This is a genomic window from Actinomadura sp. GTD37 (assembly GCF_041951365.1).
Lineage (GTDB): Bacteria > Actinomycetota > Actinomycetes > Streptosporangiales > Streptosporangiaceae > Spirillospora.
On the sequence record NZ_JBGNUS010000007.1, the window covers coordinates 236313 to 257449 of the forward strand.

General features: G+C 73.3%; 17 protein-coding genes. 10 read left to right on the forward strand and 7 right to left on the reverse strand.

All coding sequences use genetic code 11. The annotated features are described in order from the left end of the window. Nucleotides 1-129 precede the first annotated feature (129 nt). The 4 genes from rocD (at nt 130) to ACA511_RS31545 (ending at nt 4755) form a co-directional block, all read left to right on the forward strand. Complete coding sequence (gene rocD / locus ACA511_RS31530; protein WP_375028419.1) at nt 130-1296, forward strand: ornithine--oxo-acid transaminase; 1167 nt, start codon at nt 130-132, stop codon at nt 1294-1296. A 138-nt stretch (nt 1297-1434) separates the two neighbouring features. Further along, nucleotides 1435-2403: an LCP family protein gene (locus ACA511_RS31535; RefSeq protein ID WP_375028307.1), complete on the forward strand. Its 969-nt coding sequence runs from the start codon at nt 1435-1437 to the stop codon at nt 2401-2403. Between the two features lie 106 nt (nt 2404-2509). Then, nucleotides 2510-3139, forward strand: a complete 630-nt coding sequence (locus ACA511_RS31540; RefSeq protein ID WP_375028308.1) for a PadR family transcriptional regulator — start codon at nt 2510-2512, stop codon at nt 3137-3139. Continuing rightward, nucleotides 3136-4755: a DHA2 family efflux MFS transporter permease subunit gene (locus ACA511_RS31545; RefSeq protein WP_375028309.1), complete on the forward strand. Its 1620-nt coding sequence runs from the start codon at nt 3136-3138 to the stop codon at nt 4753-4755. The genes ACA511_RS31540 and ACA511_RS31545 overlap by 4 nt, the downstream gene beginning before the upstream one ends. Nucleotides 4756-4793: 38 nt before the next feature. Here ACA511_RS31545 and ACA511_RS31550 read toward each other — a convergent pair whose 3' ends face one another. The 3 genes from ACA511_RS31550 to ACA511_RS31560 all read right to left on the reverse strand — a co-directional run bounded on the left by ACA511_RS31550 (nt 4794) and on the right by ACA511_RS31560 (nt 7745). Beyond that, the gene (locus ACA511_RS31550) at nt 4794-5294 is read right to left on the reverse strand and encodes a DUF6113 family protein (RefSeq protein WP_375028310.1); all 501 of its coding nucleotides are present in this window, start codon (nt 5292-5294) and stop codon (nt 4794-4796) included. Between the two features lie 34 nt (nt 5295-5328). Then, nucleotides 5329-6228 carry an N-acetyl-1-D-myo-inositol-2-amino-2-deoxy-alpha-D-glucopyranoside deacetylase gene (gene mshB, locus ACA511_RS31555; protein WP_375028311.1) on the reverse strand — a complete coding sequence of 300 codons (900 nt, stop codon included), beginning with the start codon at nt 6226-6228 and terminating at the stop codon, nt 5329-5331. Between the two features lie 80 nt (nt 6229-6308). Further along, complete coding sequence (locus ACA511_RS31560; protein ID WP_375028312.1) at nt 6309-7745, reverse strand: serine/threonine-protein kinase; 1437 nt, start codon at nt 7743-7745, stop codon at nt 6309-6311. 171 nt (nt 7746-7916) lie between these two features. Between ACA511_RS31560 and ACA511_RS31565 the strand changes: the two genes are divergently transcribed. Next, nucleotides 7917-9998 (forward strand): prolyl oligopeptidase family serine peptidase, encoded by a 2082-nt coding sequence (locus ACA511_RS31565; RefSeq protein WP_375028313.1) that lies wholly within the window; start codon nt 7917-7919, stop codon nt 9996-9998. Here ACA511_RS31565 and ACA511_RS31570 read toward each other — a convergent pair. Further along, on the reverse strand, nt 9971-11731 hold the full coding sequence (locus tag ACA511_RS31570; protein ID WP_375028314.1) for an ABC transporter ATP-binding protein: 1761 nt from the start codon (nt 11729-11731) through the stop codon (nt 9971-9973). The genes ACA511_RS31565 and ACA511_RS31570 overlap by 28 nt on opposite strands. Then, nucleotides 11728-13425 (reverse strand): ABC transporter transmembrane domain-containing protein, encoded by a 1698-nt coding sequence (locus ACA511_RS31575; RefSeq protein ID WP_375028315.1) that lies wholly within the window; start codon nt 13423-13425, stop codon nt 11728-11730. Before ACA511_RS31575 ends, ACA511_RS31570 begins: the two co-directional genes overlap by 4 nt. 302 nt (nt 13426-13727) lie before the next feature. Here ACA511_RS31575 and ACA511_RS31580 point away from each other — a divergent pair, with 302 nt between their 5' ends. The 5 genes from ACA511_RS31580 to ACA511_RS31600 all read left to right on the forward strand — a co-directional run bounded on the left by ACA511_RS31580 (nt 13728) and on the right by ACA511_RS31600 (nt 19379). Beyond that, the gene (locus ACA511_RS31580; RefSeq protein ID WP_375028316.1) at nt 13728-14960 is read left to right on the forward strand and encodes a PP2C family protein-serine/threonine phosphatase; all 1233 of its coding nucleotides are present in this window, start codon (nt 13728-13730) and stop codon (nt 14958-14960) included. A 201-nt stretch (nt 14961-15161) separates the two neighbouring features. Beyond that, nucleotides 15162-15851, forward strand: a complete 690-nt coding sequence (locus ACA511_RS31585; RefSeq protein WP_375028317.1) for a succinate dehydrogenase cytochrome b subunit — start codon at nt 15162-15164, stop codon at nt 15849-15851. Between the two features lie 2 nt (nt 15852-15853). Continuing rightward, on the forward strand, nt 15854-17791 hold the full coding sequence (locus ACA511_RS31590) for a fumarate reductase/succinate dehydrogenase flavoprotein subunit (protein ID WP_375028420.1): 1938 nt from the start codon (nt 15854-15856) through the stop codon (nt 17789-17791). Between the two features lie 20 nt (nt 17792-17811). Beyond that, nucleotides 17812-18564: a succinate dehydrogenase/fumarate reductase iron-sulfur subunit gene (locus ACA511_RS31595; RefSeq protein WP_375028318.1), complete on the forward strand. Its 753-nt coding sequence runs from the start codon at nt 17812-17814 to the stop codon at nt 18562-18564. 71 nt (nt 18565-18635) lie between these two features. Next, nucleotides 18636-19379, forward strand: coding sequence for an arginase family protein (locus ACA511_RS31600; RefSeq protein ID WP_375028319.1), 744 nt, complete (start codon nt 18636-18638; stop codon nt 19377-19379). Nucleotides 19380-19417: 38 nt separating this feature from the next. On the opposite strand, the gene ACA511_RS31605 is transcribed toward ACA511_RS31600, so the two are convergent. Next, nucleotides 19418-20395, reverse strand: a complete 978-nt coding sequence (locus ACA511_RS31605) for a LysR family transcriptional regulator (protein ID WP_375028320.1) — start codon at nt 20393-20395, stop codon at nt 19418-19420. 44 nt (nt 20396-20439) lie between these two features. Next, complete coding sequence (locus ACA511_RS31610) at nt 20440-21126, reverse strand: Crp/Fnr family transcriptional regulator (RefSeq protein WP_375028321.1); 687 nt, start codon at nt 21124-21126, stop codon at nt 20440-20442. Between the last annotated feature and the right edge of the window lie 11 nt (nt 21127-21137).

Genomic DNA, 21137 nt, shown 5'->3' on the forward strand with positions numbered 1-21137 from the left:
CACCTGACCCGCCCGGCCTCCTCCCCTCGGCACCGGACCCGCGTCCGGTGTCCCAGCCATGCCCCGGCCCGACCGGCCGGGCCGAGCCGCCGAAGGAGCGTCGTGACGCGAACCGACCAGCTGCGAGCGATGTCCGAGGACCACAGCGCGCACAACTACCACCCCCTGCCGATCGTGGTCGCCGAGGCCGACGGCGTGTGGCTGACCGACGCCGAGGGCCGCCGCTACCTGGACATGCTGGCCGCCTACTCGGCGGTCAACTTCGGGCACCGCAACCCGCGCCTCACCGAGGCCGCCAGGCGGCAGCTCGACCGCGTCACGCTGGTCAGCCGCGCGTTCGACCACGACCAGTTCGGCCCCTTCGTGTCCGAGCTGGCCGAGCTGTGCGGCAAGGAGATGGTGCTGCCGATGAACAGCGGCGCCGAGGCCGTCGAGACCGCGCTCAAGACCGCCCGCAAGTGGGGGTACGAGGTGAAGGGCGTCCCGGCCGACCAGGCGAACATCATCACGTTCGAGGGCAACTTCCACGGCCGCACCACCACGATCATCAGCTTCTCCACCGACCCGGACGCCCGCGACTCCTACGGCCCGTACACGCCCGGCTTCCGGACAGTCCCGTACGGGGACGTCGAGGCGCTCAGGGCCGCGATGGACGACGCCACCGTCGGCGTGCTGATCGAGCCGATCCAGGGCGAGGCCGGCGTGAACGTCCCGCCGAGCGGGTTCCTGCGCGCGGTGCGGGAGCTGTGCACCGCCAACGGCTCGCTGATGATCGCGGACGAGATCCAGTCGGGCCTCGGCCGCACCGGCGCCACGTTCGCCGTCGAGCACGAGGACGTCGTCCCCGACGTCTACATCCTCGGCAAGGCCCTCGGCGGCGGCATCATGCCGGTCTCCGCCGTCGTCGCCGACCGGGACGTCCTCGGCGTCTTCAAGCCCGGCCAGCACGGCTCGACGTTCGGCGGCAACCCGCTCGCCTGCGCCATCGGACGCGAGGTCATCGCCATCCTGAGGACCGGCGAGTACCAGGAGCGGTCCCGGACGCTCGGCGCGCACATGCACGAGCGCCTCGGCCTGCTGCCCGGCGACCTCGTCCGCGAGGTGCGCGGCCGCGGCCTGTGGGCGGGCGTCGAACTGCACGGCGAGGCCCGTCCGGTGAGCGAGCGCCTCATGGACCTCGGCGTCCTCGCCAAGGAGACCCACGAGACCACCCTCCGCCTCGCCCCGCCGCTGGTCATCGAGCCCGCCGACCTCGACTGGGCCCTCGACCAGCTGGAGATCGCCCTGAAGGGCTGATCCCGGACCCGGGACGCCGCCGGCCGACGGAGCCCGGCGGCGTCCCGCCGCTAAGGCGAACCCGCGAGTCGTCAAAGACTTGGCCGCCGCCCGCACGGCGCGGCGGCGCGGCGCGGCCCCGGCGGCAGGGTGAGGGGCATGCTGCGGAACAGGAGCCGGCGCCGGGTCGTGATCGGATGCGGCGGGCTGGCGGTGGGCGTCCTGCTGGTGCTCGCGGGCGGCCTCTACTTGCTGCAACGGGCCTACGACGGGGAGGTCAGGCGGGTCGCCGGCGCGATGCCGAGCGCGGGCGGGCGGCCGTCCTCCACCGGACGCGGCGAGAACTGGCTGCTCATCGGGTCCGACCGGCGCGCGGACGACCCCTCGATGGGCTCCCGGGCGGACACGATCATGCTGGTGCACCTGTCCGGGCGCGGCGACCGGGTCTCGCTCGTCTCGATCCCCCGGGACGGCTGGGTGCCCGTCCCCGGGCACGGCTCCAGCAAGATCAACGCGGCGTTCGCGTACGGGGGGCCGTCGCTGCTGATCCGCACCGTGGAGCAGCTCACGCACGTCCGCGTCGACCACTACGCCGCCCTCGACTTCGGCGGGTTCGTGAAGATGACGGACGCGCTCGGCGGCGTCGACGTCACCATCACCAAGGACACCTACGACCCGATGCACGAGCGCCGCTGGAAGGCCGGGCGCCAGCATCTGGACGGCACCGAGGCGCTCGACTTCGTCCGGCAGCGGTGGAACCTGCCGGGCGGCGACCTCGACCGGATCAAGCGGCAGCAGGCGTTCCTGCACGCGCTGGCGGCCAAGGCGCTGGACACCCGCAACCCGCTCAAGATCGACCGGTTCGTCCGGGCGGCGACCGGCTCGGTGAGCGTGGACGACTCGGTGACCTCCGGGGCGCTGCGGGGGCTCGCGCGCCGGCTGCTCAAGACGTCCCTGATGGAGTACCTGACCGCCCCGGTCGCGAAGATGGCCGAGCGGGACGGGCAGAGTGTCGTACTCCTGGACGATGATGGCGTGCGGTCGCTGTCGGCCGCCGTCCGGGAGGACCGGGTGGGCCAGTACGTGACCCGCAACGGCGCGGCCAACTCAGTGAACGCCGTGCGCTGACCCGTCCCACCTGCGGGAACATGTCGGACATGTGGGCAAGGTGACGAGAGTCGTCCGATGGGATTAATCTGAGTGGACTAATCCCATCGACCCGAGGCCCGGCACCATGTCCCGACCGCTCACACCGCTCGCGCTGACCGTGCTGCGGATGCTGTGCGACAGTCCCATGCATCCGTACGAGATGCAGCAGCGCATCCGCGACTTCGCCTACGACCAGGCCGTCAAGATCACGCACGGGGCGCTGTACCACTCGGTGGAGCGGCTCGCCGCGTCCGGCCTGATCGAGCCGCTGGAGACGAGCCGGGAGGGCCGCCGGCCCGAACGGACCATCTACGCGGCGACCGCCGCCGGACGGGACGCCGCGCAGATCCGCCTCGCCGAACTGCTCCGCAACCCCGCCGAGGAGTTCCCGCTGTTCGGCACCGGGCTGGCGTTCCTCAACCTGCTGGCCGAGGACGAGGTCGCCCGGCTCCTGCGCAGCCGCACGGTCGCGCTGGAGGCGGCGCTCGCCGCGCACCAGACCGCGCACGACGCGCTCCGCAAGCAGGGGCTGGAGCGCTACAAGCTCATCGACCAGGAATGGCTGATCGCGCGCGTGCGCGGCGAACTGGAGTTCGTCCGCGGCCTGGTCGGCGACCTGGACTCGGGCCGCCTCACCTGGAAGGACGACGAGGTGCACATCCGCTGCCATCCGCGGCCACGACCGGCGCGCCGTGACGACAAGGGGGACTCATGAGCAAATGGCGCGGAAATCCCTGGGCGATCCTGCTCACGCTCTCCCTGGGATTCTTCATGACGCTGCTCGACCTGACGATCGTGAACATCGCGATCCCGAGCATGATCGACAAGCTGGACGCCTCGCTGGACGAGGTGCTGTGGGTCGTCAACGCCTACATCCTGGTGCTGGCCGTGCTGCTCATCACCGCCGGGCGCCTCGGCGACCTGTGGGGCAAGAAGAACCTGTTCATCACCGGGGTGGCACTGTTCACCGTGGCCAGCCTGGTGTGCGGCGTCGCGCAGGACCCGGCGCAGCTGATCGCCGCCCGCGGCGTGCAGGGGCTCGGCGCCGCGCTGCTGATGCCGCAGACGATGTCGATCATCATCAACGTGTTCCCGCCGGAGCGGCGCGGGACGGCGCTCGGCGTGTGGGGCGCGGTCGCCGGGGTGTCCACGATCGCCGGGCCGACGGTCGGCGGGCTGCTCGTCACCAGCCTCGACTGGCGGTGGATCTTCTTCGTGAACCTGCCGATCGGGATCCTGGTGCTGGCCATGGCCGTGCCGATCCTGCCCGGCCACACCCGCACCGTCCGGCACCGGTTCGACGTCGTGGGCGTGCTGCTGGCGTCCGCCGCCCTGTTCTGCCTCACGTTCGCGCTCACCGAGGGCCAGAAGTACGAGTGGAACGAGGGCATCTGGGGGCTGATCGCCGCCGGGCTCGCACTGTTCGCCGTCTTCGTCCTGCAGCAGCGCGGCCGCCAGGACGGCGAGCCGCTCGTCCCGTTCTCCCTGTTCAAGGACCGCAACTTCACCGTCCTGAACTTCGTCGGCGCGGCCGTCTCGATCGGCATGATCGGCATGTTCCTGCCGATGACGATCTACCTCCAGTCGGTGCTGGGCTTCAGCGCCCTCAAGGCGGGCCTCGTCATGGCGCCGTCCTCGCTCGTGTCGATGTTCCTCGCGCCCGCCGCCGGGCGGCTGTCCGACCGGATCGGCGGCAAGTTCATCCTGATGGCGGGGCTCACCCTCTACGGCGTCGGCATGCTGTGGATCGTCATCGTCGCCGGGGTCGCGACGGACTGGAAGGCGTTCATCCCCCCGCTCGTCGTGTCCGGCCTCGGCATCGGCGGCGTGTTCGCGCCGATGGCCACCGAGGCGACCCGGAACGTCCCGCCGCACCTCGCGGGCGCCGCGTCCGGCGTCAACAACACGATCCGGCAGGTCGGGTCGGTGCTCGGCAGCGCGGCGGTCGGCGCCGTCCTGCAGAACCGGCTCGCGTCCGCGCTGCGCGACGAGGCGACGGCCCGCTCCGCCGCGCTGCCGCCCGACGTGCGCCCCGGCTTCGTGCAGGGGTTCGCGGACGCGGCCAAGGGCGGCCTGGAGGTCGGCGCGGGGCAGAGCGGCGCGCAGCAGCAGCAGCTCCCGCCGGGCGTCTCGCCGAGCGTCGCGCACCGCGTGCACGAGCTGGCCGGCCAGGTCTTCTCGCACGGCTTCGTGCACGCGATGAAGCCGACGATGTTGCTGCCGGTCGGCGTCATCCTGCTCAGCGCCGCCGCGTGCCTCACCCTGAAGGGCCACAAGAGCGGCCACGCCGCGGCGGCACTCGACCAGGAACCCGCGCCGATGGCGACCTGACCGCGTCTGACCGTGCGGACGGCGACCTGACCGCGCCGCTAGCGAGTACGGCCCGCCCTGCCGAGCAGCCAGTCGCCCGGCGGGCGGGCCGGCGGCACCAGCATGATCCCGGCCACGGCGGCGACCATGCCGCCGATGATGAACAGGTACCCGGCCGTGGTGCCGGGGACGACGAGGTCGCCCTCGCCGCGGCGCGTCGACATGACGAACACGACGACGCCCCAGACGACCGCGGGGATCGTCGCGCCGAGCCGCCCGCCCATCCCGAAGCCGGCCAGCCGGGCCATCGCGAAGACCAGCGCCACCAGGGCGATCGCCGCGACCGGGACGGGGCCGACCGTCCAGTCCTGGGCGAACGAGCCGAACACGCCGAACACGCCGCCGAGCAGGCCGAGGGCCGCGTACGCGGCGCCGGACACGAACGCGTCCAGCGGGCCGTCGCCGCCGCCCGCCGCCAGGGCGGACGCGCCGGCGTCGCCGTCCGCCGGGAGGCCGTCCTTGGCGAGGCTCACCCGCGCCTCGTCATCGTCCTTGTGCACGGACGCCAGGGTACCGGCCGGGGTCGCGCGGCGGTCAGGCGCTCGGCTCGGCCAGGCCCGCGAACAGATCCTGCTCGCGGCGGCCGGGGCCGACCGGGCCCTGCTCCCCGGCCTGCAGGATGAAGTACTCGGTGCCGAACGCCTGCTGGCCCAGATTGTTCGACAGCGCGAAGAACGGGCCGACCTGCTCGGGCGCGACAACGATCTGGGTCCGGTGGGCGCGCAGCGCGGCGAGCTTGGCGGGCAGGTGGGCGCGGGCGTCCACGGCACTGGTGACCTGCCCGTCGGGGACGCCGGAGCCCAGCTCGTCCAGCCCGGCGACGCGCGCGAACGGCAGCTTCGCCTCGCGCATCACCGCGATCGCCCGCGCGAGGACGGTGCGCGGCGTGGCGTAGGCGTAGAACTTGCCGGCCCGCCACGGCTCGGCGCCGTCCACGAAGGACGGGTCGGCGGCCATCTCGAACGCGCGCCACGCGACGCGGTGCGCCTGGATGTGGTCGGGGTGCCCGTAGTTGCCGCGTTCGTCGTAGGTGACGACGACCTGCGGCCGGATCTCCCGGATCACCGCGACGAGGTCCGCCGCGGCGGTGTCGACGTCCGCCCGCCAGAAGCAGCGCGGGTCGTCGTTCGTGGGCGCGCCCATCATGCCGGAGTCGCGCCAGCGTCCGGCTCCGCCGAGGAAGCGGTGGTCGCGCACGCCCAGCGCCGCGCAGGCCGCCGCGAGCTCCCCGATGCGGTGCTCGCCGAGGCGGTCCTCCTTGTCGGACGCCAGATGGCGCAGGTCTTCGGGGATGACCTCGCCCTCCTCACCCAGCGTGCAGGTGACGAGGCAGACATGGGCGCCCTCGGCGGCGTACTTGGCCATGGTCGCCCCGGTCCCGATGGACTCGTCGTCCGGATGGGCGTGGACGAACAGGATCCGCGGCTCCTTCATAGTCACCGAGCCTACTCAGGGCCCGGCATCGCGGCGATGACCGCCCTGCCCCGCGCATCCCGGCGGGCGCCCGGCCCGGGTCAGCGGCCCCCGCCGCCCGGGGTCTGGCCACCGCCGCCGCCCGCTCCGGCGCCACCGCCACCACCGCCGCCACCGCCGTCGCCGCCGGTCGGCGGCGGCTCGGTCGTCGGCTCGTCCGTGGTCGGCGGCTCGGTCGTCGGCTCGTCCGTCGTCGGCGGCTCGGTCGTCGGCTCGGACGTGCGCGGCGGCGGGGTGTTCGTCCGCGTCCGGGTGCGGGTCGGCGTCGGCTCCTCGGGCTCCTCGGACGTCGGCGTCTCCGAGACCGTCCCGGAGTCGGTGACGGCCGGCGTGGTCGGCGAGTCGGCGGGGCCGCCCCCGCCGCGGGTCGCCGCGTACACGCCGACGACGATCGCCAGCACGACGATCGCGGCGACGGCCGCGATGATCGGCCACCGGGACTTGCGCTCGGGCTCCCAGTCGTCGTACCGCGCCCGCTCGGCGCCGCGCGGGGGCCCCGCGGGCGGCAGGTTCCCGGTGTAGTCGGCCGGGGAGACGCGGCGCGTCCCGGCGCCCGGACGGGTCGCGCCCGCCATCATCCCGGCCGCGCCGAGCCCGCCCGCGGCGAGCGTGGAGCCCTCCGCGAGCATCGTGTTCGCCTGCGCCGGGTCGTCCATGCGGGTCTGCCCGACGCCGCCGGGCCCGCTGCCGATCAGCGCCATCATGAGCTGCTGCGCGGTCGGCCGCCGCTCCGGCTCCTTGGCCAGGCAGGCGCCGATCAGCCGGTGCAGGTCGGGCGGCACGCCGTCCAGCATCGGGGGCTCGTGCATCACCCGGTTGATGACCGCCATCACGGTGTCGTCGCCGAACGGCGGACGGCCGGTCGCGGCGAACACCATCGTGGTGGCCCATGCCCACACGTCCACGGCCTCGGTGAGGGTGGCGCCCGCGACCTGCTCGGGCGCCATGTAGGACGGCGTGCCGATCGCCTTGGTCGCGTTCGTCTGCCCGGTGTCGAGGGCCCGCGCGATGCCGAAGTCGATCACCCGCGGCCCGTCCGGCGCCATGATCACGTTGTGCGGCTTGAAGTCGCGGTGCACGATCCCGGCCTGGTGGATCGCCACCAGCGCGGTCGCGGTGCCGATCGCGAGCCGGTCGAGCGCCGCCCCGCCGATCGGGCCGTCGTCGGTGACCTGCTTGTACAGCGACGGGCCCGGGACGTACTCGCTGGCGATGTAGGGCTGGTCGCCCGCGACGTCGGCCTCCAGGACCTGCGCGGTGCAGAACCGCGCGACCTGCTTGGCGGCCTGCGCCTCGCGGACGAACCGGGTGCGCGCCATCGTGTCCCCGGCCAGGTCGGCGCGGAGCAGCTTGATCGCGGCCCGGTTCCCGGAGGCGTCGACGCCGGCGTAGACGACCCCCTGGCCGCCCTCGCCGAGCCGTTCGACGATCTCGTACGAGCCAAGCCGCCGGGGATCTCCCGGCTGCAGCTCCGGCATTGACCACTCCTCAGCCCGCGACGAAAAAAGTGCTTGGGGAAGCTTTGAGCTTACGCGAGCGCGGACCCGGGCACGGGACATTCCCCGCCCACCGCGCGACGACCCGTGATCATAGGGGGAGGAGGCCGCCGTGCGCCGCGCTTCCGCGGCGTCCTGGCAGACTCGGATGTCATGAGCATCAGCTATCCGCGGCAGAGCGCCCGCACCCGACGGTTCAGCCTCGGCGTCCCGCGCGCCTTCCAGATCGCGCCGGACGAGTCGCGTGTCGCGTTCCTGCGCACCAGGGCGGGCGACGACCCGGTCACCTGCCTGTGGACGCTGGACACCGCGACCGGTGCGGAGCGGTGCGTCGCCGACCCCGCCGCGCTGGACGTCCCCGGCGAGGAGAACCTGCCCGCCGAGGAGCGCGCGCGGCGGGAGCGGGCCCGCGAGCAGGCGGGCGGCATCGTCGGCTACGCCACCGACCGGGCCATGCGGCTGGCCGTGTTCGCCCTCGCCGGCCGCCTCTACGTCGCCGACCTCGACACCGCGCTGGTCCGCGAACTGCCCGCGCGGACGCCCGTGTTCGACCCGCGCCCCGACCCGGCCGGGCGGCGGATCGCGTACGTGTCGGGCCGCACGCTGCGGCTGATCGAGATCGACGGGACCGAGGACCGGGCGCTCGTCCAGCCGGAGTCCGACCAGGTCTCCTACGGCCTCGCCGAGTTCGTCGCGGCCGAGGAGATGGGCCGGATGCGCGGGCACTGGTGGTCGCCCGACGGCGGGACGCTGCTGGTCGCGCGGGTCGACGAGACGCCGGTGCAGCGCTGGCACATCGCCGACCCCGCCAACCCGGACCGCCCGCCGGCCGAGATCGCCTACCCGGCCGCCGGGACGCCGAACGCGCTGGTGTCGCCGGTGCTGCTCAAGGTCGACGGCCGGCGCACCGCCGTCGCGTGGGACCGCGGCATGTTCCCCTACTTCGTCGCCGCCTCCTGGGACCGGCACGGCCTGCTGATCGTCGCCCAGCCGCGCGACCAGCGGGCGCAGCGGGTGCTGAACGTCGACCCGTCCAACGGCGAGACGTCCCTCCTGCACACCGAGCACGACCCGGTGTGGACGGACATCGTCCCCGGCCTGCCCGTCCGGACCCACTCCGGCGATCTCGTCTGGACCACCGAGGACCGCGACGCCGACACGCGCCGCATCACGGTCGCGGGCGAGCCCGTCACGCCGGCGGGCCTCCAGGTCAGGTCGATCCTCGGCGTGGACGGCGAGTCGATCCTGTTCACCGCGTCGGAGGAGCCGACCGAGGTCCACCTGTACTCCCGCGACGCGGACGGGATCACGCGGCTCACCGAGGGGCAGGGGGTCTTCGGCGGCATCCGCTCGGGCGGCGTCACCGTGGTCACGGGCGCGCGGCTCGACCGCCCCGGCTCGGAGATCGAGGTGCGCACGCCGTCCGGGACGCACCCGGTCGCCTCGTTCGCCGAGACCCCGGTGATCACGCCGCGGGTCGAGCTGCTGCGGGCCGGCGACCGCGAGATCCGCACCGCCGTGCTGCTGCCCACCGGCTGGGAGCCCGCCCAGGGCCGGCTGCCCGTCCTCATGGACCCCTACGGCGGGCCGCACGCCCAGCGCGTCCTCGCCGTCCAGCGCATGTACTACGAGCCGCAGTGGCTCGCCGACCAGGGCTTCGCCGTCGTGATCGCCGACGGCCGCGGCACGCCCGCGCGCGGCCCCGCGTGGGACCGCGCCGTGCACGGCGACTTCGTCGGGCCCGTCCTGGACGACCAGATCACCGCGCTGATCGAGGCCGCGCGCAAACATCCGGGCGCGCTCGACCTCGACCGCGTCGGCATCCGCGGCTGGTCGTTCGGCGGCTGGCTCGCGGGCCTCGCCGTCCTGCGCCGCCCGGACGTGTTCCATGTGGGCATCGCGGGCGCGCCCGTCACCGACTGGCGGCTGTACGACACCCACTACACCGAGCGCTACCTGGGGCATCCGGACGAGGAGCCGGAGAACTACGCCGCGAACTCGCTGATCGAGATGGCCGGCGAGCTGAAGCGCCCGCTGATGATCATCCACGGTCTCGCGGACGACAACGTCGTGGCCGCCCACACGCTCCGGCTGTCGTCCGCGCTCCTGGCGGCGGGACGCCCGCACACCGTCCTGCCGCTGTCGGGCGTCACCCACATGACCCCCCAGGAGGTCGTCGCCGAGAACCTGCTCCACATCCAGGTCGACTACCTGAAGTCCGCCCTGTCCTCGTGAGCCCGCGCGTCGCCCTGGCCTCCGTGCCAGGACGTCCATAGGGCGGCGTAGGAGCCGTTCTGGGCGATCAGCTCGTCGTGGGTGCCGAGTTCGGTGATGCGGCCGTCCTCCACCACCGCCACGCGGTCGGCGTCGTGGGCGGTGTGGAGGCGGTGCGCGATCGCCACGACGGTCCGTCCGTCCAGGACGGCGGCGAGCGAGCGTTCCAGGCGGCGGGCGGCGCGCGGGTCGAGCAGCGACGTCGCCTCGTCCAGGACGAGCGTGTGCGGGTCGGCGAGGACGAGCCGGGCCAGCGCGAGCTGCTGCGCCTGGGCGGGCGTCAGCGCCGTCCCGCCGGAGCCGACGGCGGCGCCGAGGCCGGGCCCGTCCCAGTCGACGGCGGCCAGGACGCGGCGGATCTCGTCGTCGGACGCGCCCTCCCTGGCCATCGCCACGTTCTCGCGCAGCGTGCCGCGGAACACGTGGTGCTCCTGCGTGACCAGGGCGACCTCGCGGCGCAGGCCGTCCAGCGGCAGTTCCACCAGCGGCACGCCGCCGACCGTGACGGCGCCCGAGCGCGGGCCGTCCACCCCGGCGAGCAGGCGGCCGAGCGTGGACTTGCCCGCGCCGCTCGGCCCCACCGTCGCGAGGCGCTCGCCGGGCCGCAGGTCGAGGTCGACGCCGTGCAGGACGTCGTGGCCGGAGCGGTACGAGTAGCGGACGCCGCGCGCCGTGAGCCGCTCCCCCGCGGGGCGCGCGTCCCCCGGCGCGCGGTCGGGCGGGACGTTGCCGACGCCGAGCAGGCGGGCCAGCGACGCGCCGCCGAGCTGGAGCTCGTCCAGCCAGGAGAGCATGGCGTCCACCGGTTCGATGAGCAGCTGCGCGTACAGGGTCGCGGCGGTCACCTGCGCGAGCGACGCCATGCCGTGGATGTAGAGGAGGCCGCCGGCGAGGAGCGTCGCGACCACGGGCAGGACGAAGCTCAGCTCGGCCACGGGGAACAGGAACATGCGCAGCCGCAGCGTGTAGCGCTCCGCCTGGTAGGAGGCGGCGATGTCGGCGTCGCCGCGCCGGTGCCGGCGGCCGGCGAGGCCGAGCGCCTCGACGGTCCGGGCGCCCTGCACGGTCTCGGTCAGCCCGTCCGCGATCCGTGACCACGCCTCGTTCTCCCGCAGGTAGCCGGTGTGCGCGCGGGGCAGGTACCAGCGCATCACCGCGACCAGCAGCGGGACGGCGACCAGTGCGGGCAGCGCGACGAGCGGGCCGTTCAGCAGCAGCGCGGCGAGGGTGAACGCGCCGACGACGATCGCGACGAGCGTCTCCGGCATCGCGTACCGGACGGACGTGCTGAGCGTGTCGACGTCGCGGGACGCGCGGGTGACGAGGTCGCCGGTGCCGGCCCGCTCGACCGTGGACAGCGGCAGCGCCAGCACCCGGTCGACGAACTCCTCCCGCAGCTCGGCCAGCACGCGCTCGCCCAGCTTCGCGGACGCGAGGTAGGCGTACCGGATCAGCAGGCCCTGCGCGACGACGAACCCGGCGATGGCGAGGCCGATCGCGTCGATGGAGGCGCGGCCGTCGCGGACGTCCTCGACGAGCGCGCCGAGCAGCCGCGGCGTCACCAGCCCGGACACCGCGGCCAGCCCGTGCAGGGCCAGCACCGCGGCGAGCGCGCGGGGATGCCGCAGGACGAGCCGCCGCGCGTACGCCCGCACCTGCGCGGGCGTCGCGACCGGCAGCGTCTCGGCGCTCATGTTCCCGCCCTTTCTGCGGTCTCGCCCCGGGTGACGGCGGCCGCGTAGCGCGGCTCGCCCTCCAGGAGGTCGCGGTGTGTCCCCTCCGCGACGACGCTGCCGTCCTTGATGAAGACGACATGGTCGGCGCGGTCCAGCATCAGCGGGCTGGTCGTGCACACGACGGTGGTGCGGCCCGCGCGCGCTTGGCCGAGCCTGTTGGCGATGCGTGCTTCGGTGTGGGCGTCCACCGCGCTGGTCGGCTCCACCAGGACGAGGACGTCGGGGTCGGCGGCGAGCGCCCGCGCGAGCCGCAGGCGCTGCTGCTGGCCGCCGGAGAACTCCCGCCCCGCCTCGGCCACGTGCGCGTCCAAGCCGACCGAGGCGACGACGTCCTCGACGCAGGCCGCGTGGATCGCGGCCTTGAGGACGGCCTCGTCACCGTCCGGGGCGAGGGACTCGTGCAGCGCCCCCGAGAAGAGGCGGTCCTCGTTGACGGCGACGAGGATCCGCTTCCGGACGTCCGCGACCGCGTCCAGCGGGACGCCGCCGAAGTCGACGTCGCCCGCCGCGTACCGGCCGAGCCGGTCGGCGACGGCCTGCGCGTCGCGCGGGTCGGCCGCGGCGATCGCGGTCACCCGCTCCGGCCGCACGACCAGCCCGGACGCGATGTCGACCAGTTCGGCGGACGCCGCCGGACGGGCCGTCCCGGTGTCCGGCAGCTCGGGGTCGATCGCCAGCAGCGCGGTCACCCGGCCCGCCGCGACCAGCCCCTTGGTGATCTTGCTGGCGGCCTCGCCGAGCGTCTTCAGCGGGACGATCAGGAAGACCGCGTACCCGTAGAACGCCACCAGCTCGCCGACGCCGATCCCGCCCCGCACGGCGAACCGGGCGCCCGCCCACGTCACCAGCGCGATCAGCAGCCCGGGCAGCAGCACCTCGGCGCCGTTCATCCGGGTCTCGGCCCGCGCGACCGCCACCCCGGCCGCGCGCACCCGCTGCGACTCGGCGCGGTAGCGGCCGGAGAACAGCGCCTCGCCGCCGATGCCGCGCAGCACCCGCAGGCCCGCGACGAGGTCGGTCGCGTGCGTGCTCAGCTCGCCGACCAGCTCGCGGTGCGCCAGCTCGCGGTCGCGGTAGGGGCGCAGCAGCGGCGCCGCGATCGCCAGGATCAGCGGGACGCCCACCAGCACGATCAGGCCGAGCGGCGGCGAGGTGGTCAGCAGGATGCCCGCCACGGCGACGATCGCGACCACGGCGCCCGACCCGCGCGAGACGATGTCGAGTGCGTCGCCGACGTGCGACACGTCGGACAGGCCGATGCTGACCACCTCGCCCGCGCTCATCCGCTTCGGCAGCGTCCCGCCGAGCCGGGTCGCCTGCCGGGTGACGAGCTGGACCGTCCGGTAGGCCGCCGCGAGCCAGTTGAACACGGCGAACCGGTGCCGCGCGGCGCCGGTGACGGCCTGCACGACGCCGAGGCCGAGGAGCACGCCGGACCACGCCAGCAGGGCGCCTTCGTCCCGCGCCGCGAGCCCGTCGCCGATGGCGCGGCCGATCGCGGCGGGCATGAGGGCCTGGCTGAGCATCCAGACCACGCCGAGGAGCGCGCCCGCGGTGACGCTGCGCCACTGGACGCGCAGCAGCCACCAGAGGTAGCGCGCGGGGGTTCGGTGATCCGGCCTGCCAGGCTCTTTCTCCGGCAAAGGCTTCACGGAACGAAAGGTTATGCAGCGGGTCGGCCGATGTTCGACTGGTTTTTCACCTGGTCCGACGCGTTTCGGGCCGCCCGGATTTCATGATCGGGACGCCTGCCGGGGGTGCGCCGCGGCGTTCGGACACGCTAAGGTCGGGTGCGTACGGAGCGACGCTTCCTCCGCTCCTTGAGCCGGGACCCTGGCGGCTAGGCCAATGCCGCTGCCCGGCGCGGCTCGCCACGCTCTTCCGCGCCAGCGGGAATACGCGGGGCGCCACCAGCCGTTGCCAGTGCCGTCAGCCCGACTTTCCGGAAGCCCCTGTGAGCACGATCAGCCATCAGACGCACCCCTTCACGCCGGGGGCAGAGGACAGGATCGACCTGCTCCTCATCGACGCCGACCCCTCCGACGTCCTCATGGTCGAGACGATGCTGGCCGAGACCGGCATGGACGCCGGCATCTCCGTCGCGTCCGACCTCGCCGCGGCCCGGCGCTCGCTGACCCGCCGCACCCAGTGCATCCTCGTCGACCTGTCCACCCCCGGCATCGACCGGCTGGACGGGCTGCGGCAGGTGCTGGCCATGTCCGGCACCGCCGCCGTCGTCGTCCTGACCGGCCTGGACGACGCGCACCTCGGCGTGCGCGCGGTCGCCGCCGGCGCCGAGGACTACCTGGTCAAGCAGGAGGTCGACGCGCCGCTGCTGGCCCGCGCCATCCGCTACGCCATCGAGCGCAAGCGCTCGGAGGAGACCGAGCGGCGGCTCGTCGAGGCCCGCATCCTCGGCCGGGAGAACGCCCGGCTGGAGCGCGGGCTGCTGCCCGTCCCGCTGATCGACGACCCGTCGCTGCGGCACCACACCCGCTACCGGCCCGGCCGGCGGCGCGCGCTGCTCGGCGGCGACTTCTACGACACGGTGCAGACCGAGGGCGGCGCCGTCCACCTGATGATCGGGGACGTGTGCGGGCACGGCCCGGACGAGGCGGCGCTCGGCGTCCAGCTCCGGATGGCGTGGCGCACGCTCGTGCTCGCCGGGCACACCGGCGAGCAGCTCCTCGGCACCCTCGACACCGTCCTCGGGCACGAGCGGCGCAGCGAGGAGATCTTCACCACGCTCTGCATGATCACGATCGCGCCGTCCCGGCGGACCGCGCGGATGCACCTCGCCGGGCATCCCGCGCCGCTGCTGTTCCGCGGCGCCCTCGGCGCGGACGGCGAGGTCGCCGCGCTGCCCGAGTACGCGCACGGCCCCGCGCTCGGCCTGCTGCCCGGCGGCGAGTGGCCGACGACCGAGATCGACCTCGGCGAGTCGTGGAGCCTGATGCTCTACACCGACGGCCTCATCGAGGGCAGGGTCGGCAAGGGCTCCGAGCGGCTCGGCACCGACGGGCTCGTCGACCTGGCCCGCGTGGCGCGCGGCGGAGGCGCCGCGGGGCGCGCCCTCATCGACGACCTGGTGACCCAGGTGGAGCGCCTCAACGGGGACGCCCTGACCGATGACCTCGCCGTCCTGCTGCTGTCCCGGCAGGAGGGGACGATCTCCGCGCGACGTTGACCACAGGTCCCTGACCTCCGTCAATGTCGCCTGGATCACCCGATCGGAGAGTTCCCGGCCGTCCTGTGAAGTCACTCACCGGACCGGACGTCACGGAACGGCCACAACCGCCGGTCGGCATGCGTTCATAGCCTGCGGCTATCGCCACCAGTGCGCTGATGACTTGGAACTATTCTCTGATCCGGACATAACGTGCAGGTCGTGGCTATAGCGATACCTGCGATCTACCGATCGACCGTCGGCAAGAAGGCCGTCATGGCCGTCACCGGCGGCGTCCTCGTGCTGTTCCTGATCACGCACATGCTCGGGAACCTGAAGATCTTTCTCGGCGCGGAGGAGTTCAACCACTACGCGCACTGGCTGCGCACGATCGGTGAGCCCGCGGTACCGCACCGGACCGTCCTGACGCTCCTCGAGGTCGTGCTCGCCGTCTCGGTCGTCCTGCACATGTGGTCGGCGGTGTCGCTCGGCAAGCGCGCCGCCCACGCGCGCCCCGTGAAGTACCAGTCGAAGAAGAAGTCGCACGCGCAGGGCTACGCCGTCCGCACGATGCGCTACGGCGGCGTCATCATCGCCTTCTACATCGTCTGGCACCTGCTCGACCTCACGTTCTTCGTCGTGAACCCCAAGGGCGGCGACGCCACCCCGTACGAGCGGATGGTCGCCGACTTCGACGCCTCCCGCTGGTACATCACCGTCTGGTACGTCGTGGCCGTCCTGCTCGTCGGACTGCACCTCAACCACGGCATCTGGAGCGCGTTCCAGACCCTCGGGCTGCGCGGCCCGCGCAGCCACAACGCCCTGCGGGGCCTCGCCGCGACCGTCGCCGTGCTGGTCACGCTCGGCTTCGTCGCCGTCCCCGTCTCCATCACGTTCGGATGGGTGAGCTGACCATGACCGACGGCTTCTACAAGTCCGGCGAGCCGATCGCCGACAGCAAGGCCCCCGTGGGCCCCATCGAAGGCCGCTGGACGACGCGCAAGTTCGAGGCCAAGCAGGTCAACCCGGCCAACAAGCGCAAGAAGAAGATCATCATCATCGGCACGGGGCTCGCCGGCGGCTCCGCCGGCGCGACCCTCGGCGAGGCCGGCTACCACGTCCAGCAGTTCTGCTTCCAGGACTCGCCGCGCCGCGCCCACTCGATCGCCGCGCAGGGCGGCATCAACGCCGCCAAGAACTACCGCAACGACGGCGACAGCGTGTACCGGCTCTTCTACGAGACGGTGAAGGGCGGCGACTTCCGCTCCCGCGAGTCGAACGTGTACCGGCTCGCCGACATCTCCCGGAACATCATCGACCAGTGCGTCGCGCAGGGCGTCCCGTTCGCCCGCGAGTACGGCGGCCTGCTCGACAACCGCTCGTTCGGCGGGACGCAGGTCTCCCGCACCTTCTACGCCCGCGGGCAGACGGGGCAGCAGCTGCTCCTCGGCGCCTACCAGGCGCTGATGCGGCAGGTCGAGGCCGGCAACGTCGAGCTGTACCCGCGGCACGAGATGCTCGACCTGATCATGGAGGACGGGCGGGCGCGCGGCGTCGTCGTCCGCGACCTGATCAGCGGCGAGATCAAGCACTACACGGCGGACGCGGTCGTGCTCGCGTCCGGCGGCTACGGCAACGTGTACTTCCTGTCCACGAACGCGATGGGCTCGAACGTCACCGCGTCCTGGCGCGCGCACCGGCACGGCGCCCTGTTCGCCAACCCGTGCTACACGCAGATCCACCCGACGTGCATCCCGGTCAGCGGCGACCACCAGTCGAAGCTGACGCTCATGTCGGAGTCGCTGCGCAACGACGGCCGCGTGTGGGTGCCGAAGCAGGGCGGCGACACCCGCAAGCCGTCCGACATCCCCGAGGACGAGCGCGACTACTACCTGGAGCGCATCTACCCGTCCTTCGGCAACCTCGTCCCGCGCGACATCGCGTCCCGCGCGGCGAAGAACGTCTGCGACGAGGGACGCGGCGTCGGCCCCGGCGGCCTCGGCGTCTACCTCGACTTCGCGGACGCCATCGGGCGGCTCGGCCGGGACAAGGTCGAGGCCAAGTACGGCAACCTCTTCCAGATGTACGAGCGCATCACCGGGGAGAACCCGTACGACACGCCGATGCGCATCTACCCCGCCGTCCACTACACGATGGGCGGCCTCTGGGTGGACTACGACCTGGAGTCCTCCATCCCCGGCCTGTTCGTGATCGGCGAGGCGAACTTCTCCGACCACGGCGCCAACCGGCTCGGCGCGTCCGCGCTGATGCAGGGCCTCGCGGACGGCTACTTCGTGCTGCCGAACACCATCGGCGACTACCTCGCCCGCAACCCGTTCGCCCCGGTCTCCGAGGCGGCGGTCGGCGAGGCCGAGGAGCGGGTGCGGTCCCGGATCGAGCGGCTCCTCGCCGTCGACGGGGACCGCTCCGTCGACTCCTTCCACCGCGAGCTCGGCCACATCATGTGGGAGTACTGCGGCATGGAGCGCACCGAGCAGGGGCTGCGCAAGGCCCTCGAACTCGTCCCGGCGCTCCGCGCGGAGTTCTGGGCGCGGGTCAAGGTCACCGGCAAGGGCGAGGAGCTGAACCAGCAGCTGGAGAAGGCCGGCCGCGTCGCCGACTTCTTCGAGCTGGCCGAGCTGATGGTCGTCGACGCGCTGCACCGCACCGAGTCGTGCGGCGGCCACTTCCGGGGCGAGAGCCAGGACGAGGACGGCGAGGCCAAGCGCGACGACGACAACTTCGGCTACGTCGCCGCCTGGGAATGGGCCGGGGAGGGCGAGCAGCCCGTCCTCCACAGGGAGGCCCTGGACTTCGAGAACGTCAAGCCGTCGCAGCGGTCGTACAAGTAACAGAGGTCGTACACGTAATCATGAAGCTCACACTGCGCGTCTGGCGCCAGAGCGGCCCCCGGGACAAGGGCAGGATGGTCGAGTACAAGCTCGACGACATCTCCCCCGACGCCTCGTTCCTGGAGATGCTGGACGTCCTCAACGAGAAGCTCATCGCGGACGGCCTGGAGCCGGTCGCGTTCGACCACGACTGCCGCGAGGGCATCTGCGGCATGTGCTCGCTCGTCATCAACGGCACCCCGCACGGCCCGGAGCGCGCCACCACCACGTGCCAGCTCCACATGCGGAAGTTCGAGGACGGCGAGGTCATCGACGTCGAGCCGTGGCGGGCCAAGGCGTTCCCGGTCGTGAAGGACCTGGTCGTCGACCGGTCGGCGTTCGACCGGATGATCCAGTCGGGCGGCTACATCACCGCCCCGACCGGCACCGCGCCCGAGGCGCACTCGACGCCCGTGCCGAAGCCGGACGCCGACCGCGCGTTCGAGGCCGCCGAGTGCATCGGCTGCGGCGCGTGCGTCGCTGCCTGCCCGAACGGCTCGGCCGCGCTGTTCCTCGGCGCCAAGATCACCGCGCTGGGCCTGATGCCGCAGGGCCAGCCGGAGCGCTGGGACCGCGTCGTGTCCATGCTGGAGACCCACGACGAGGAGGGCTTCGGCGGCTGCACCAACACCGGCGAGTGCACCGCGGCCTGCCCGAAGGAGATCCCCCTCGACGTCATCGGCCGCCTCAACGGCGACTACCTGAAGGCGACCGCCGGCGGCCGGAAGCGGTAACCCGCCCTGCCCTCGGCCCATGGTCTCGGCCCCGCCCGGAGTACCGGGCGGGGCCGTTCTAACCTGGACGCATGATCACTCTGGTCCCGTACCACCAGGACGAGCGGATGCCCGACGCGTCCTTCCCCCTGCCCGGCCCCGCCCCCGTCCCGATCACCCGCGACCTGCCGGACGGGGACGTGTGGCAGCGCCTCGCCGCGCTCTTCGAGATCGTCACGGCCGAGGTCGCCGACCAGGTCGCGGGCGGCACGCGGCCCACCGTGGTCTCCGGCGACTGCCTCACCGCCGAGGCCGTCCTCGCGGGCCTCCAGCGCGCGGGCGTGGACGCGTCCATCATCTGGTTCGACGCGCACGGCGACATCCACACGGCGGCGAGTTCGACCTCGGGCTACATCAGCGGGATGCCGCTGCGCCAGATCCTCGGCGCCGACCCCGGCCTGCTCGCCGACCGCCTCGGCCTGCGTCCGCTGCCCGAGGAACGCGCCGTGCTGGTGGACGCCCGCGACCTCGACCCGGCGGAGGCCGAGTTCCTGGCGTCGTCCAAGGTGCGGCGCTGCCCGGTGGACGACGTGGTCCTGCCCGACGGGCCGCTCCTCCTGCACATCGACGTCGACGTCATCGACGAAAACGACCTGCCGGGGCTGAAGTTCCCGGTGGCCGGCGGCCCCTCGTCCGACGCGGTGGTGGCGTCCGTGCGCCGCATCATGGCGACCGGCCGTGTGGCCGCCCTGGACATCGCCTGCCCCTGGCATCCGCCCGCGGGCGACGACACCACCGTCCGTGCCCGGCTCCTGCAGGATCTACTGGACGGCTGACGGATCACCGCGGTGAACGTGCCGCGGGGGCCGGGAACCTAGGCGTCGACCAGGTTCTCGACGCCGGCCGGGAGGGTCCCTGCCACGCCGGCCTCTGCGAGGAACGTCTGCAGCGTCTCCTGGAAGGCGCGTGCGGCGTGCGTGAGTTCGACGTCCTTGCGATGGGCGAGGGCGATCGTCCGGAGGAGGCCCGGACCGTGGCGTCCGCGGCGCGCCTCCTCGTCGGCCAGGACGAGCGGCGTCCCGCGCAGGCCGGGCCGTCCGGCCAGGACCATGCTCGGGACGACCGCGATACCGAGACCGACCTCGACGAAGCGCAGCACGGCGTCCATCTCGCCGCCCTCCACGGCGAACCGGGGCTCGAACCCCGCCGCCCGGCAGGCGCTGATGGTCGCCTCGCGCAGGTCGTATCCGGGACGGAACATCACCAACGGACGGTTCTGCAGATCCTCGATGCGCAGGTACGAGCGGCGCGGCAGCTGCGCCGGGTTGTCGGCCCCCGCCGGAGAGGCCACCACGAGGTGTTCGCGCAGTATCGAGGTCGCGTCCAAGGGCGGGTCGCCGTGGAGGGGCAGGATGACCAGGGCCAGGTCCAGGGAGCCGCGCGTCAGCTCCCGGACGAGGTCTCGCGAGCCGCCCTCTTCGACGATGAGCTGAATCCCCGGGTACATGTCGTGGAAGCGGCGCAGGACGTCCGCCAGCAGGCCCGCGCAAAGGGACGGCGTGGCGCCGAGCCGGACGCGCCCGCGCTTCAGGCCCGCCAGCTCCTGCACCTCCAGGCGCGCGGTGTCGACGTCGGCCAGAATGCGCTTGGCCAAGGGCAGCAGCGCCTCACCGGCGGGCGTCAGCGTGATGTTGCCGCGCGCGCGCCGGAACAGGGAGACGCTCAGCTCGCTCTCCAGCGCCCGGATCTGCTTGGACAGCGACGGCTGCGCCACCCGCAGGAGCTCCGCGGCCTGCGTGAAGTGGCGCACCTCCGCGACCGCGACGAAGTAGGCGAGCTGCTGCAACTGCATCCTGCACAGGGTACGGGCCGTCCCTCCGCCCGGTGCGCACCGGGTCAGCGGGCGTGCCTGCGGAGGGCCTGGAGGTCGTGCACGATCAGCCGCCGCCGCCCCGTCTCGATCCAGCCGTGCCGGCGCAGCGTGCGCAGCGCCTTGCTCACCGCCTCGCGGGACGCGCCGACCCAGCCCGCCAGCTCCTCCTGCGACAGGTTCAGCGTGATGCGGACGCTCTCCTCGCCGGCGCCCGTCCGGTGCGGCACGCCGAACCGCTCGGCCAGCTCGACCAGCCGCTGCGCGACCCGCCCCGTGGCGTCGAACATGCCGAACTCGACGCGCTTGCGGTCGGCGTCGCGCCAGCGCTGGCACAGCATCCGCATGATGATGATGGAGACGCGGCCGTGCGCCTGGAGGAACGCCGTGAACTCGTCCACCGTGAGCGCGAGCGCCCGCACCGGCTCCAGCGCCTGGACCGTCGCCGACCGGGGCTCCCCGTCGATCGCGGCGACCTCGCCGAGCAGCGCGCCCGCGCCGCGCACCGCCAGCAGCGCCTCGCCGCCCTGCTCGTGGTAGGAGAACGCCTTCACCCGGCCGTGCAGCAGGACCGCGACCCAGCCGGGCGCCTCCCCCTCGCTGAAGAGCGTGTCCCCCCGGGCGAAGTCGCGGACGCGGCCACGTGCTTCCAGGTCCTGGCGTTCCACCGGGGTGAGGTCGGCAAGGAACGAGCCCGGTTCGAGGGCGCTCATGCCCACCACGC

Bases quoted from the DNA above. Each gene is read 5' to 3' on its own strand.
- ACA511_RS31600 (WP_375028319.1), top strand. From the start codon at position 18,636: ATGATCACTCTGGTCCCGTACCACCAGGACGAGCGGATGCCCGACGCG.
- ACA511_RS31590 (WP_375028420.1), top strand. From the start codon at position 15,854: ATGACCGACGGCTTCTACAAGTCCGGCGAGCCGATCGCCGACAGCAAG.
- mshB (WP_375028311.1), bottom strand. From the start codon at position 6,228: ATGAAGGAGCCGCGGATCCTGTTCGTCCACGCCCATCCGGACGACGAG.
- ACA511_RS31570 (WP_375028314.1), bottom strand. From the start codon at position 11,731: ATGAGCGCCGAGACGCTGCCGGTCGCGACGCCCGCGCAGGTGCGGGCG.
- ACA511_RS31540 (WP_375028308.1), top strand. From the start codon at position 2,510: ATGTCCCGACCGCTCACACCGCTCGCGCTGACCGTGCTGCGGATGCTG.
- ACA511_RS31565 (WP_375028313.1), top strand. From the start codon at position 7,917: ATGAGCATCAGCTATCCGCGGCAGAGCGCCCGCACCCGACGGTTCAGC.
- ACA511_RS31545 (WP_375028309.1), top strand. From the start codon at position 3,136: ATGAGCAAATGGCGCGGAAATCCCTGGGCGATCCTGCTCACGCTCTCC.
- rocD (WP_375028419.1), top strand. From the start codon at position 130: ATGTCCGAGGACCACAGCGCGCACAACTACCACCCCCTGCCGATCGTG.
- ACA511_RS31535 (WP_375028307.1), top strand. From the start codon at position 1,435: ATGCTGCGGAACAGGAGCCGGCGCCGGGTCGTGATCGGATGCGGCGGG.
- ACA511_RS31610 (WP_375028321.1), bottom strand. From the start codon at position 21,126: ATGAGCGCCCTCGAACCGGGCTCGTTCCTTGCCGACCTCACCCCGGTG.
- ACA511_RS31560 (WP_375028312.1), bottom strand. From the start codon at position 7,745: ATGCCGGAGCTGCAGCCGGGAGATCCCCGGCGGCTTGGCTCGTACGAG.
- ACA511_RS31595 (WP_375028318.1), top strand. From the start codon at position 17,812: ATGAAGCTCACACTGCGCGTCTGGCGCCAGAGCGGCCCCCGGGACAAG.
- ACA511_RS31605 (WP_375028320.1), bottom strand. From the start codon at position 20,395: ATGCAGTTGCAGCAGCTCGCCTACTTCGTCGCGGTCGCGGAGGTGCGC.